This window comes from Streptomyces sp. NPDC018693 (assembly GCF_044391385.1).
Taxonomy (GTDB): domain Bacteria; phylum Actinomycetota; class Actinomycetes; order Streptomycetales; family Streptomycetaceae; genus Streptomyces.
The window spans coordinates 1-12844 of sequence record NZ_JBIRZZ010000027.1; the positions used below are offsets into that span (position 1 = coordinate 1).

Consider the following 12844-nt stretch of genomic DNA (forward strand, 5'->3'; position numbering starts at 1 on the left):
TGGTACTGCAGGGGGGACCCTGTGGGAGAGTAGGACGCCGCCGAACAATTTTTGGAGAGAACCCCGCACCGGTCCGGTGCGGGGTTTTCTGCGTTATGGGTCAACCAGCTTCGTCTCGTACGCGAAGATCACCGCCTGGACCCGGTCCCGTGAGGCCGTCTTCGCCAGAATGCGGCCCACGTGGGTCTTCACCGTCGATTCGGCCAGGTGGAAGCGCTGGGATATCTCCGTGTTGGTCCAGCCCTTTCCGATGGCCGTGAGGATTTCGAGTTCGCGGTCGGTGAGTTTGGCCAGGCGGGGGTGTGGGGTCTGGGGAGTGGTGGTGTCGGTACGGGCGGGGAGGTGGTGGACGTAGGCGTCGAGGAGGCGGCGGGTCAGGCTGGGGGCCACCACCGCGTCGCCGGATGCGACCGCGCGGATGCCTGACAGGAGGTCCTCGGGCTGGGCGTCCTTGACCAGGAAGCCGGAGGCGCCGGCGCGCAGTCCCGCGTAGGCGTACTCGTCGAGGTCGAAGGTGGTGAGGATCAGGACTCGGGTGCGGTCGCCGGCGGCGGTGATGCGGCGGGTGGCCTCTATGCCGTCCAGGCCGGGCATGCGGACGTCCATCAGGACGACGTCGGGGTGGAGTTCCGCCGTCATACGGATCGCCTCGCTGCCGTTGGACGCCTCGCCGAGGACCGTCATGTCGTCCTGGCTCTCCAGCAGCATGCGGAAGCCGAGGCGCTGGAGGGGCTGGTCGTCGGCTATGAGGACGGTGGTCACTGCGGGGGTTCCTCCGGTAGGTGCAGGTGGACGCGCCAGCCCCGGGCGGGGTGCGGGCGGGGGCCGGCCTCCAGTGTGCCGCCGTAGAGGGCTGTGCGTTCGCGCATTCCGGGCAGGCCGCGGCCGTTGTCGGCGGTGGGTGGGCGGCCATGGCCGGTGTCCGTGATGGTGGCTGTGACGGCGCCTGTGTCGGCGTAGGAGAGGACGATGTGGGAGGTGGCGTCCGGGCCGGCGTGTTTGAGGGTGTTGGTGAGGGCTTCCTGGATGACGCGGTAGACGGTGAGTTGGCGGCCCGGGGGGATGGCCGGGGTGCCGTGGATGGTGGTGCGGACGGGGAGGCCGGCGGCGCGGACGCCGTCGATGAGCTGGTCGAGGTCGGTGAGGCTGGGTTGTGGGGCGAGATCGAGTGGGGGTTCTCTGTCCTCGTCGCGGAGGACGTCCAGGAGGCGGCGGAGTTCTGTGAGGGCCTGGCGGCTGGTGGTCGAGATGGCGTCCAGGGCCTGGGCGGCGCGGTCCGGGGACTTGGCGGCCGCGTACCTGCCGCCGTCGGCGAGGCCCGTGATGACGGAGAGGTTGTGGCCGATGATGTCGTGCATCTCGCGGGCGATGCGGGTGCGTTCGGCGGCGGCGGCCAGGCGGGTCTGCTGGTCGCGTTCGATCTCCAGGCGGCGGGCTCGGTCCTCCAGGGCCTCGGTGTAGTCGCGGCGGGTGCGGACGGCGATGCCGATGACCGCGGCCATGAGGATGGACATCAGGTGGGGGACCACGTCCTCGTTGAGGTCCTGGGTGGGGTGGCGGAAGTGGGTGACGAACGCGGGGGCCGTGACGACCGCCGACACCCACCACAGGGTGCGCAGCGGCAGGCGCAGGGCGATGTGGAACACGACGAGCAGCTGGAGCAGGGCCGCCTGGAGAGTGGCGCCGGTCCAGGCGTTGACGAGGGCGAACGGGGCCATGAGGAGGAGGACGGCCCTGGGGTGCCTGCGGCGCTGGACGAGGGGGAGGGACAGGGCGAGGGAGAGCGTGAGGACGAGCCAGGAGGGGACGTCGGTGTCGCGGGCGACGGTGAGCCAGCCGCCGCCGGCGTAGTCGACCAGGGCGGCCGTCACCCAGAAGCCGGTGAGGTGCAGGTCCCAGACGAGGGGGTGGCGGCGGTCGAAGGCGCGGATGCGGTTGACGACGCGTTGGATGTGCTGGGGGAGGGGGTCGGCTGGCTGCTTGTCTGGCACGGTCTCCATGGTGGCGGGTGGGCGGGTCGTGGGCGTCGGTCGGCGGGGGTATTTCGGGTGAGGGGGGTGGTACCCCGGTACTAGGGTGGCCGGCATGAGCGCCTTGAGCTGGGGAGACGGTGTCGTCCGCGCGGTGCGTGCCGATGAGTGGGAGGCCGTACGGGAGTTGCGGCTGGCGGCGCTGCGGGATCCGGTCGCGCACCTCGCGTTCCTGGAGAAGTACGAGGAGGCCGTGGGGCGGCCCGAGTCGTACTGGCAGGGCCGGGCGGAGCGGGCGGCGGAAGGGGCCGCCGGGGCGCGCCAGTTCGTGGCGGAGACGCGTGACGGGCGCTGGGTGGGGTCGGTGACCGTGCTGGTCGAGGAGGCCGGGTCGACGGACTGGGCCGGGCTGCGGGTCGAGAGGCGGCAGGGGCACGCGTTGGGCGTGTATGTGCGGCCGGAGTGCCGGGGGAGCGGGGCGGTGGAGGCGCTGTTCGGGGCCGCTCTGGAGTGGAGTTGGGGGGTGGGGCTCGAGCGGGTGCGGCTGCTGGTGCACCGGGACAACGCGCGGGCGCTGGCCGCGTACGGCAGGCTCGGCTTCCTGGCCACCGGGGTGACCATGGCCTTGGACGGTGAGGAGGATGTCGAGGTGGAGCTGGCTCGGGAGCGGGGCGTCTGACGTGTCCCGTCCTGTGTCCGCGGAAGTGGGCTGCCCGGCTGATCGCCGGGGCAGCGGGACACGGCTCGGGACTGCTCGGGAGTGTGCGAGGCCGGTGACTCAGTCGCTTGCCTCGGCCCAGGCCGTCACGTCGAACTTGGCTGTGGTGCCTTCCAGGCCGCCGTTCTTCACCTCCCTCGTCCTCAGGTAGACGGCGAGCTTGCCGTTGCTGGAGGTCTCCAGGTACATGCAGAAACGGTCGCCCTCGCGGAGATTGATGAACTCCGGCTTGGTGCCGTCGCCGGTTGCCTGCTCCTTGCAGGAATTCGCGTCGGGAGTGGAATCGTCCGCCAGTTTGACCGGGGTCGCGTACACCGGCCTGATGTAGGGACCTCCGCCTTCCGTGCCCTCGATGCGGAACTCGTCTCCGCCTCCGTGGTTCTTGGGCGGCTTGACTCCGAAGTCCATTCCCCCGTATCCGACGGTCACGGACTGGGCGTAGTAGGTGATCCAGCCGCTCGGCACGGGGGCCGGGGACTCCGCGGTCGAGATGCCGCCGCTGTTGCCCTCGGTGCCGATCTGGGGGTCGTCGCGCGTCTCCGTGGAGGTTCCGGGAGGCGCGGTGACCGTCTGTGTGGCGGTGACCGTCGCGGTGACGGTGGGCGCGGCACCGGACTCGTTGGTGAACGGCAGGTCCTGGGACGCCTGTAGCTTCGCTCCGCCGAAGAGCCCGACGAGGGCCGCGACGAAGAGGGCCAGTGCCTTGAGGATCGCCGCCCAGTCCGGCCCGGGAGGGTCGGAGCGGTTGCTGGCGGTGGTGTTCACCGTGACCTGCGTACCGGAGTTGTGGAATCCGGACGGGGAGGACGGCGGTGGGGGATTCGACGACGGTTGCTGGTTCGACGACAGTGGCGGGTTGGACGGGGGAGGAGGGTTTGACGGTGGATTACCTAAGGTCACTTCGGCTCCAGAGTGATGACCGGGGTGGGATTGTTGCACCCGACGCCCCGGGTTGCCCTCTGATTGGAGAGTCCGGACCAGATCTGATCTTTTGTGACCTAAGTTGACAGTTCGTGGTGGGGCCAGCGGGCTCTGGCCTGTTCGCGGGAGCGGAGGAGGGCGAGGGTGGGGAGACCGTGGTCCGGGCCGGAGGCCAGGAGGTAGGGGAGCTGGGGGAGGGGGGCCACGGCTGCGACGTCGTCGAGGACCAGGGTGAGTGGTGGGTCGAGGCGACCGGCGGGTGACCGTTCGGCCATGCGCCGGCCGCGCTCGACCACGCTTGCGACGAGAGCCGTCAGCAGCGGCATCGCGCCCGGAGTCGTACGGGGGTCCTCGATGGACTCGCCCACTACGTAAAGCGTGCCCCCTTCATGGATGAAGGAATCCAAGGCGAGGGCGTCGGATCGGTTCGGAGTGCATGCCTCGCGGATGTTGACCATGGTGAGCGCGGACAGGGCGCGGGTGGTCAGTTCCTGGGCCATGTCGCGGCGCTGCGGGTGGGCGGTGAGGGCGGCTTCCAGTTCGCCGGCCGTGCCGGAGGCGGCCTTGGGGTTCGTACGGAGGATGCGGACCGCTTCCTGGATCTGGGTGCCCTGGGACCAACGGTGGACGTGGCGGATGGTGCGGCCGTCGACGGCGGCGGCGTGGAGGTAGCTGCGCAGGAGGGTTTCGGCGGTGTCGCCGACCGCTTCGTCCAGGCGTGAGGTGGGGCGGGTGGGGGTGAGGAGGGCGGTGGCTGTCCGGGCCGCGGTCTGTCTGTCCTCGCAGTGGGTGATGGGGGACCAGTGGAGGCGGGCGGGGGTGTCGCAGAGGTGGGTGGGGTCGTAGAGGAGGACCGGGCCGAGTTTGGCTCGGGCGTCCTTGGTCGACTGCCAGAGGGCGGGGTTGGAGGTGAGGACGAGGGCGGGGCCTGCCGCGTCGTGGACGGCGTTGACGGCGGTGGCCTGGCGGGATTCCCTAGGGGCGTACAGCAGGGGGCCTTCGGCGCGGGGTGGTTCTGGCTCACTCGCCGGTTCGGCCTTGGACACAGAGGTGTGGGGGGCTTCCTGTGGTGCCGGTTCCTCGGCGGGAGCCCTCTGTGGGGGTACCTCGTGGGGTTCCGGCTCGGGGTGTGCCGCTGTCCTGCTGCTCGCCCGTACCGCCCTCCAGCGCGCCACCGTGCCCATGACGAACACGGTCAGGACGAGCAGGATCATCAGCTGGCCGATGAACAGGCCCCAGAAGAGGCCGTAGCCGGAGAGGGCGGAGGCGGGGGTGTCGGGCCAGGCGCCGGTGATGTCGTGGGGCTGGCCGATGAGCCGGCGCATGGCCAGGGGGGTGCGGGTGAAGGTGACGTTCTTCGGCCAGGCGCCGTGGGCGAAGAGGCCCGCCAGGCCGGTGGCCGTCCAGACCAGCAGGGTCATGCCGAGCAGGAAGGCGAGGATGCCGATGAGCAGGCCGTCCGGGACGCCGCCCTGGGCGTCCCGGTCCTGGCCTCGGTGGTCGTTCGGTCTCACGGCCCGCCCCTATGCCACCGTCGACTCGGAGTCGCCCAGGTGGTGTTCCACGAAGGCCGCCGCCCGCTGCTCCGCCTCCAGTTCCGCGGCGCGCAGCGCGTCGTCGTCGTGGGCCGGGTCGAGGTCGCGGGAGGACTCGGTCATCGCACGGTCCGTGAAGACCAGGGGGCGTTCCGTCTCGGTGACGAGGTGTTTGACCACCTGGACGTTGCCGTTGACGTCCCAGACGCCGATGCCGGGGGTGAGGGTGGGGATGATCTCCACGGCCCAGCGGGGCAGGCCAAGGACGCGGCCGGTGGCCCTGGCCTCGTCGGCCTTCTGGGCGTAGATCGTCCGTGTCGACGCCATTTTGAGGATGGCGGCCGCCTCCTTCGCGGCCGCTCCGTCGACGACGTCCGAGAGGTGGTGGACGACGGCCACGAAGGACAGGCCGAGGCGTCGGCCGAACTTGAGCAGGCGCTGGAACAGCTGGGCCACGAAGGGGCTGTTGATGATGTGCCAGGCTTCCTCGACGAGGAAGATGCGCTTCTTCCGGTCGGGGCGGATCCAGGTGTGCTCCAGCCAGACGCCGACGATCGCCATGAGGATGGGCATGGCGATGGAGTTGCGGTCGATGTGGGAGAGGTCGAAGACGATGAGGGGGGCGTCCAGGTCGATGCCGACCGTGGTCGGGCCGTCGAACATGCCGCGCAGGTCGCCGTCGACCAGGCGGTCGAGGACCAGCGCGACGTCCAGGCCCCATGCCCGTACGTCGTCTATGGCGACGTTCATCGCCTCGGCGGACTCGGGCTCGGGGTGCCGTAGCTGCTCGACGATGTCGGAGAGGACCGGCTGGCGTTCGACGATCGACTCGTTGACGTAGGCGTGCGCGACCTTCAGGGCGAAGCCGGAGCGTTCGTCGAGGCCGTGGCCCATGGCGACCTCGATGATCGTCCGGAGCAGGGCCAGCTGGCCCGTCGTGGTGATCGCCGGGTCGAGGGGGTTGAGGCGGATGCCGTGGTCCAGGGCGGCCATCGGGTCCAGGCGGATGGGAGTTATCCCCAGCTCCTGCGCGATGAGGTTCCATTCGCCGACGCCGTCCTCGCCCTGGGCGTCCAGGACCACGACCTGGCGGTCGCGGAAGCGGAGCTGGCGCAGGACGTAGGTCTTCTCCAGGGCCGACTTGCCGTTGCCGGACTCGCCGAGGACCAGCCAGTGCGGGGCGGGGAGCTGTTGGCCGTAGAGCTGGAAGGGGTCGTAGATGTAGCCCTTTCCGGAGTAGACCTCGCGGCCGATGATGACGCCGGAGTCGCCGAGGCCGGGGGCGGCCGTGGGCAGGTAGACGGCCTGGGCCTGGCCCGTGGAGGTGCGGACCGGGAGGCGGGTCGTCTCGACCTTGCCGAAGAGGAAGGAGGTGAAGGCGTCGGTGAGGACGGACAGCGGGTCCCGCATCAGCGCATCAGCCCCTACCTTCGGATTCCGGTGGCGAACGGGAGCGTGTTGACGAACGCGCGGTGGTGCTCGCGGTCGCACCACTCCAGTTTGAGATACGACTTGCCCGCTGACGCCCTTATCGTCCGCTTGTCGCGGGCGAGTGCCTCGGGGGAGCGGGAGGAGACGGTGATGTAGCCGACGAGGTTGACGCCGGCGGCGCCGCTCGCGAGGTCCTCGCCGCGCTGGTCGAGGCGGGAGTGGGCGGCGATGTCGCGGGGGTCGACAGTGCGGTTCATCTTGGCGGCGCGGCTGGCCTCCGCCTCGTCGTTGGTCTTCTCCGTGAGCATGCGCTCGATGGCGACCTCGGTGGGTTCCAGGTCCATGGTGACGGCGACCGTGCGGATGACGTCGGGGGTGTGGACGAGGAGGGGGGCGAGGAAGTTGACGCCGACCGGGGTCATCGGCCACTCCTTGATCCAGGCGGTGGCGTGGCACCAGGGGGCGCGGGTGGCGGACTCGCGGGTCTTGGCCTGGAGGAAGGTGGGCTCCATGGCGTCCAGTTCGGCCGGCCAGGCGTTGCGCTGGGTCATCGCCTGGATGTGGTCGATGGGGTGGTCCGGGTCGTACATGGAGTGGACGAGGGAGGCGAGGCGCCCCTGGCCGAGGGGCTGCCGGACGCGGATGTCGGCCTCCTGGAGGCGGGAGCAGATGTCGGTGAGCTCGCGGGCCATGACGACGGCGAGACCGGCGTCCTTGTCGAGCTTGCGGCCACCGCCCTGGTGGCGGGAGGCGCGGGCCATGGCGTGGGCCTCGGCGGCCAGCTCGCGGGTGTAGTGCATGCAGGCGACGAGGTAGGCGCGGTGCTGCTCGCTGCTGGTGGACACCATGGACTGGAGCTGGTCGTAGGACTGCCGCAGCCAGGTGGGGGCCCTGTCGTCGCCGCGCTGGGCGACGTCCTTGGCGTGGGCGTCGGGGTCGGCGGGGAGGGTGCGGGCGAGCATCTGGAGGCGGGTGACGAAACCGTCGCCGTTGGCCACGTGCTTGAGGAGGGTGCCGAAGCGGTCGACGAGGGCCTCCTGGTCCTCGCTGTCGCGCAGGCCGACGCCGGGGCCCTCGATCTCGATCGCGGCGGTGACGGTGCGGCGGTCGGCGTGCAGGAGTACGGCGATCTCGTCGGGGCCGAACGGGGCGGCGAGCCAGGTGATGCGGCCGATGCCGGGGGGCGGGGCGACGTCGATCTCCTGGCCGTTGATGCGGGTGCCGGCCTCCATGGCGCCGGAGCGGTAGACCGTGCCGCGGCGCAGGGTGCGCTTGTAGCTGCGGTTGATCTCGAACCACTTGTAGAACGTGCGGTGCTTGTACGGCATGTAGACCGCGGCGAGGGCGAGCATCGGGAAGCCGGCCAGCAGCACGATGCGCAGGGCGAGGAGGGGGACGAGGAGACCGCACATCATGCCGAGGAACGCGCCCAGGACGATCAGCGCGATCTCGCCGGACTCGCGGTTGCGGCCGACGATCGCGTTCGGCCGGGCGCGGCCGATCAGATATGTACGGCGGGGCGTGACCGGATGGGACACATGGGCCGCGTGGGAATCAGTCGTCAACGCCCTTCACCTCCCGTGCGGTTGGTACTGCTGTTGCGGGTGTTGCTGGCATGTGGTGTGTTGACCGGGCTGCCGGTGCGGGGTGCGGGTGCGGCGGAGGGGACAGATCCGCCGCCACCGCCGGCCGCGGGGCGTGAGCTGTGGGCGGCGATGCCGCCGGAGGTGGAGCCGGCGGGGCGGGGGGCGCTCGCGTTCTGCTGGCCGCCGCCGTTGTTGTCGGCCCGGGTGCTGTGGGTCTTGATGCCCTGGGCGACCAGGGTCGCCGGGGAGGAGATCACGGCGGCGGCCTTGCCTTCGGCGCCCTGCATGATGCGGTTGTTGCGGGAGCTGGCGATCTCGTCGCCGAAGCCGGGGACGAAGCGGTAGATCATCGCGCTGGCGAAGATGGCCAGCAGGATGATGGCGAGGCCGGAGACCACGGCGGAGAAGGCGCCGGGGCCGTCGTCGGCGGAGAGCGCGCCGGCCAGGCCCAGGACGATCACGATGACCGGCTTGACCAGGATGACGGCGATCATGATGCCCGCCCAGCGCCGGACGTGGCCCCACAGGTTCTTGTCGACCAGGCCGGCGTAGACGACGGTGCCGAGCAGGGCGCCGACGTAGAGCAGGGCGGCGCGGATGACCAGCTCCAGCCAGAGGACGCCGGCGGCGAGGACGCTGACCAGCGAGACGACGATCAGCATGATCGGGCCGCCGCCGATGTCCTCGCCCTTGGCGAGGGCGGAGGAGAAGTTGCCGAAGAAGGTGTCGGTCTGGTCGCCGGTGGTCTTGGCGAGGACGTCGGAGATGCCGTCGGTGGCGGAGACGACGGTGTAGAGGATCAGCGGGGTGAAGGCGGAGGCGAGGACGGTGAGCCAGAGGAAGCCGATGGCCTCGGAGAGGGCAGTGGTGAGGGGGACGCCCCGGACCGCGCGCTTGGCCACCGCGAGGAGCCAGAGGAGGAGGGTGAGGACGGTCGACGCGGCGAAGACGACGGCGTACTGCTGGAGGAACTTGGGGTTGGTGAAGTCGACGTTCGCGGTCTCCTTCACGGCCTCGCTGAGCTTGTCGACGGTCCAGGAAGCGGCGTCGGCGCAGCCTTTGGCGAGGGAGGAGAGGGGGTCTACGGTGTCGGAGACTCCGGGGGCGGTGGTGGAGCCGGACGGGTTGTTGTCCAGCTCGCAATAGGTCTGCGCCTCGGCGGGGAGGGCGGAGCAGTCGACGCTCTGACTCGGTGAGGGCGATGCCCCGTCACTCGGGGTGGGCGTGGGGGTGGGGGCCGCGAAGGCACGGGAGGCCAGCAGTACGGCCGTCGTCTGAACGGCCGTCACGATGCCGGTGAGTGTGAGCACGCGGCGGGCGTTACCGGGCATACGTGAACCCTCCGTACTCCTCGATGGCCTTGCTGATCTCGTCGGAGGTGGACGCCTTGTCGTCGCCGGGGACCGGCGCGGGGCCTTCCGTCTGCTTGCCGTCCGCGACCTTCCAGTCCCCGTCCACCCACCGCAGCTCGAAGGTCCAGGTCTTCCAGGACGTGGTGACGGGGTCGGTGGAGGTCTCGCCGGACATGCCGATCAAGCCGACGTACCAGACGGCGATCTTGGCGGTGGTGTCGGCGTACTGCTGCACGGTCGTGCCCACCGGGACCACGCGGGAGACGAAGGTGCTGCCCTCGGGGGCGTTGCCGTCCGCGTCCAGGCCCATCTTGGCGAGGAAGTCGGCGGAGTACGCCTGGTCCAGGGCGCTCTGGAGCGCGGTGGCCTTGTCGGCGGTGTAGACGGTGTCGACGATGGTGTGTCGGCTGTCCCTGTGGAACATGCCGGTGGAGCCGAGCACCACCGCGTAGTTGGCGGCGGCCGACTGGGCGCCCTGCTCGGTGTGCGCGAAGCCGGACGGGATGCCGGCGGCGCTCTTCGTCGTCACGGGCTCGGTGCCGGTCGCCGCCGTCGACGATGTCTTCGGCTCGCCGGCGCCGGTGCGTCCGCCGCCGCCCTGGGCCGAGGCTGCGGAATCGTCTCCTCCACGGTTCGCGAAGGCGATTGCCGCGATGAGGAGGACGACGACGCCGACCACCGTGACCAGGCTGCGTGAGGACGAGCGGCCGCGGCGTCGGGCGCCGCCGTAGGGGTCGTTGTCGGGCAGCCGCAGTCTGGTCTGACCGCCGCCGCCGTAGACGTACCCTCCGTCGCCGCCGTAGTCCTGTTCGTCGCTCATGCCGTGTACGCCCCCTCGCTGCCGTAGTACGACGGTAGCCGTGCTGGTTCCCGCGCGGGCGCGGTGTGGTGACTCGACATCAGGGAAACGCAACCTCAGCCGGTGGGCACGACGGGCGGGTGGGGTGGAGGGACCGGGCGTGCCCGGAGCGGACGGAGAGGGGGGCCTGGGCTAGATGGCCATGCCGTACACGATCGTGAAGAGTGTGCCGAGTGATCCGATGATGAAGACGCCCGTGAGACCGGCGATGATGAGGCCCTTGCCCTGTTCGGCGCTGAAGGTGTCACGCAGGGCCGTGGCGCCGATACGTTGCTTCGCCGCGCCCCAGATCGCGATGCCGAGGCAGAGCAGGATGGCCACCGCCATCACCACCTCGATCATCACCTTGGCCTCGTTGCCCAGGCTGCCGAAGGGGCCCCAGTCCGGAGCGATCCCGCCGATGATGGTGTTGATGTCTCCCTTGTCGGCCGCAAAGAGCATGTAAGTCACCGCCCCTGGTGGGTAGTTCGCCATCCCCTGCGTCGGTGCAGAGGTCACGCCTCATTCTCGCCGACAATGACGCCGTCGTATGTCGACTTGACGTCAATGATGGGCGGGATTCGTACGAATACCAAACGTACGGTTACTCTGTGTATCACGGCAGGTCACGCCGGGCAATGAAGTCTGGGCGGAACCTGGGGTGTGGTTCCGTCGTTGACCTCCTTCACGGCTACACAGGGTTTCTGACGGCCGGTCGGGTGACGGGCCGTTTCGATGTTCTCATGTCACGGTGGCTTGATCTCTGTGGCAAGGTCGGTGCGGTGGACGCTCTGAAGGATCGGGACCCGGCGCACATAGGCGGGCACACACTGCTCGCCAGACTGGGCGCCGGTGGGATGGGGCAGGTCTATCTCGGACGATCACCCGGTGGCCGGCTCGTGGCCATCAAGGTGATCCGGGACGAGATCGTCGACCACCCCGAGGCGCTGGCGCGGTTCCGGCGTGAGGTGGAGACCGCGTGGGCGGTGCGCAGCGCTTACACGGCGAACCTGATCGACGCCTCGCTGGACGCGGCGCCCTACTGGCTGGCCACCGAGTACGTCGCCGGGCCCACCCTCGGCAAGGCGGTGGCCGAGCGGGGGCCGCTGCCCGCCGAGACGTGCCGGGGCTGTTCGCCGCGCTCGCCGAAGGGCTCGCGGCCGTCCACGCCCAGGGGGTCACCCATCGGGATCTCAAGCCGCAGAACGTGATCCTCGCCGCGCAGGGGCCGCAGCTCATCGACTTCGGGATCGCGCGGAGTGTGGGTCAGACGGCGTTCACCGAGGCCGGGTTCGCCTCGGGGACACCGGGCTTCACCGCGCCCGAGGTGCTGATGCGCAATGAGGTCGGCCCGGCCGCCGATGTCTTCGCACTCGGGGCGACGCTGGCGTACGCGGCCACGGGACGCCCTCCCTTCGGCCAGGGGGAGCCGGCCGGCGTCAGTTATCGCGCCGTGCACGAGTCCATAGACCTGGCCGGCGTGGAACCGGGGCTGGCGGCGCTCATCGAGGCGTGCGTGGCCAAGGAGGCGGCGGCGCGGCCCGGGTTGGCCGAGGTCATCGCGCGGTGCGGGGTGCGGTCGGCGCTGGTCGAGGACGGGTTCTACGGCGGGCTGGTCGGGTTGGGGGAGGCGGTGCCGCAGGTTCCGCAGAGCTCGCGGGTGCCGGGCCCTCCGCCGGGTGACCCGCACAGTCTGCCGACGGCGGCGGCCCCGTACGGTCCCGGATACACGCCCACGCAGGCCGCCCAGCCCGCTCCGGCCGCGCGGCGGCGTCGTACGCCGTGGCTGGTCGCGGCGGTGGTCGTGGTTGCCGGTGCGGTCGCTGTGCTGCCGTTCCTGCCCGATGATGATGGCGGGGAGCGCACGGGGGCGGCGGGCACATCGGCCGGACCGACGGCGGTGGGTGACAAGGAATCAGGCATCCAGCCGCCGGCGTACGTGGAGGCGACAAACCCCTCGCGTGACTACTGGACGGCCGACCCGGCCGCGGAGGACGGCCGGGGGAAGTGCGATCTGCCCGTCGAAGAGCGGTACACGGACTTCCAGGGCTCGGTCTCCGCACCGGACTCCGACGGCAAGCTGCGGATCGGCGTCCGGGTCAAGGGCTTCGTCCCGCCGCCCGTGGAGCCGTACTACGTCTCCGTGGCCGTCAAGCCGCCGCACGAGATCGACTCGCGTACCGGCAAGCCCATCGAGGGCCTCCCCATCCAGAACACCGACCTCGGCTACACCAGCGCGCCCGTCGAAGTCAGCACCGACTGGGCGTACTTGACATACCCCGACGACTTCCGGAAGTTCGTGAACGGCAAGAAAGTCGGCGACGCCATCCCCGTCGGGAACGACCCCGGTGACTGGACCGTGCTCTTCCTCCACGTCGAGGGAGTGAAGCAGTACGCGACCATCCAGTGCCTCGGGTTCGTCTCGAAGTAGTAAACAGGGATTCGGCGGGGGAGGGTTGAGGTGTGCGAAAAGTCTGGGTGATCGGTGGCGCC

The 12844-nt window shown here is 70.3% G+C and carries 11 protein-coding genes; 2 read left to right on the plus strand and 9 right to left on the minus strand.

All coding sequences use genetic code 11. The features are described 5' to 3' along the window. Positions 1–93: 93 nt before the first annotated feature. Both ACH5AC_RS36695 and ACH5AC_RS36700 read right to left on the minus strand, forming a co-directional pair. Positions 94–762 carry a response regulator gene (locus ACH5AC_RS36695; RefSeq protein WP_398866686.1) on the minus strand — a complete coding sequence of 223 codons (669 nt, stop codon included), beginning with the start codon at positions 760–762 and terminating at the stop codon, positions 94–96. Further along, positions 759–2000 carry a sensor histidine kinase gene (locus ACH5AC_RS36700; protein ID WP_398866687.1) on the minus strand — a complete coding sequence of 414 codons (1242 nt, stop codon included), beginning with the start codon at positions 1998–2000 and terminating at the stop codon, positions 759–761. The genes ACH5AC_RS36695 and ACH5AC_RS36700 overlap by 4 nt, the downstream gene beginning before the upstream one ends. Before the next feature lie 85 nt (positions 2001–2085). Between ACH5AC_RS36700 and ACH5AC_RS36705 the strand changes: the two genes are divergently transcribed. Then, positions 2086–2649, plus strand: a complete 564-nt coding sequence (locus ACH5AC_RS36705) for a GNAT family N-acetyltransferase (protein WP_398866688.1) — start codon at positions 2086–2088, stop codon at positions 2647–2649. 99 nt (positions 2650–2748) lie between these two features. Here the strand turns inward: ACH5AC_RS36705 and ACH5AC_RS36710 are convergent, their stop codons facing one another. The 7 genes from ACH5AC_RS36710 to ACH5AC_RS36740 form a co-directional block, all read right to left on the minus strand. Continuing rightward, the gene (locus ACH5AC_RS36710; RefSeq protein WP_398866689.1) at positions 2749–3453 is read right to left on the minus strand and encodes a hypothetical protein; all 705 of its coding nucleotides are present in this window, start codon (positions 3451–3453) and stop codon (positions 2749–2751) included. A 233-nt stretch (positions 3454–3686) separates the two neighbouring features. Next, the gene (locus ACH5AC_RS36715; RefSeq protein WP_398866690.1) at positions 3687–5123 is read right to left on the minus strand and encodes a type VI secretion protein; all 1437 of its coding nucleotides are present in this window, start codon (positions 5121–5123) and stop codon (positions 3687–3689) included. 9 nt (positions 5124–5132) lie between these two features. Continuing rightward, the gene (locus ACH5AC_RS36720; RefSeq protein WP_398866691.1) at positions 5133–6554 is read right to left on the minus strand and encodes an ATP-binding protein; all 1422 of its coding nucleotides are present in this window, start codon (positions 6552–6554) and stop codon (positions 5133–5135) included. Between the two features lie 14 nt (positions 6555–6568). Further along, complete coding sequence (locus tag ACH5AC_RS36725; RefSeq protein WP_398866755.1) at positions 6569–8113, minus strand: SCO6880 family protein; 1545 nt, start codon at positions 8111–8113, stop codon at positions 6569–6571. A gap of 23 nt (positions 8114–8136) precedes the next feature. Then, complete coding sequence (locus ACH5AC_RS36730; RefSeq protein ID WP_398866692.1) at positions 8137–9492, minus strand: hypothetical protein; 1356 nt, start codon at positions 9490–9492, stop codon at positions 8137–8139. Further along, entirely contained in the window at positions 9482–10333 is an 852-nt protein-coding gene (locus ACH5AC_RS36735; protein ID WP_398866693.1) for a hypothetical protein, read from the minus strand. The genes ACH5AC_RS36730 and ACH5AC_RS36735 overlap by 11 nt, the downstream gene beginning before the upstream one ends. Positions 10334–10504: 171 nt before the next feature. Next, positions 10505–10813: a hypothetical protein gene (locus ACH5AC_RS36740; protein WP_398866756.1), complete on the minus strand. Its 309-nt coding sequence runs from the start codon at positions 10811–10813 to the stop codon at positions 10505–10507. Between the two features lie 517 nt (positions 10814–11330). On the opposite strand from ACH5AC_RS36740, the gene ACH5AC_RS36745 reads away from it, so the two are divergent. Continuing rightward, entirely contained in the window at positions 11331–12782 is a 1452-nt protein-coding gene (locus tag ACH5AC_RS36745) for a protein kinase (protein WP_398866694.1), read from the plus strand. Positions 12783–12844: the final 62 nt, after the last annotated feature.

Bases quoted from the DNA above. Each gene is read 5' to 3' on its own strand.
- ACH5AC_RS36705 (WP_398866688.1), top strand. From the start codon at position 2,086: ATGAGCGCCTTGAGCTGGGGAGACGGTGTCGTCCGCGCGGTGCGTGCC.
- ACH5AC_RS36740 (WP_398866756.1), bottom strand. From the start codon at position 10,813: ATGCTCTTTGCGGCCGACAAGGGAGACATCAACACCATCATCGGCGGG.
- ACH5AC_RS36720 (WP_398866691.1), bottom strand. From the start codon at position 6,554: ATGCGGGACCCGCTGTCCGTCCTCACCGACGCCTTCACCTCCTTCCTC.
- ACH5AC_RS36730 (WP_398866692.1), bottom strand. From the start codon at position 9,492: ATGCCCGGTAACGCCCGCCGCGTGCTCACACTCACCGGCATCGTGACG.
- ACH5AC_RS36700 (WP_398866687.1), bottom strand. From the start codon at position 2,000: ATGGAGACCGTGCCAGACAAGCAGCCAGCCGACCCCCTCCCCCAGCAC.
- ACH5AC_RS36735 (WP_398866693.1), bottom strand. From the start codon at position 10,333: ATGAGCGACGAACAGGACTACGGCGGCGACGGAGGGTACGTCTACGGC.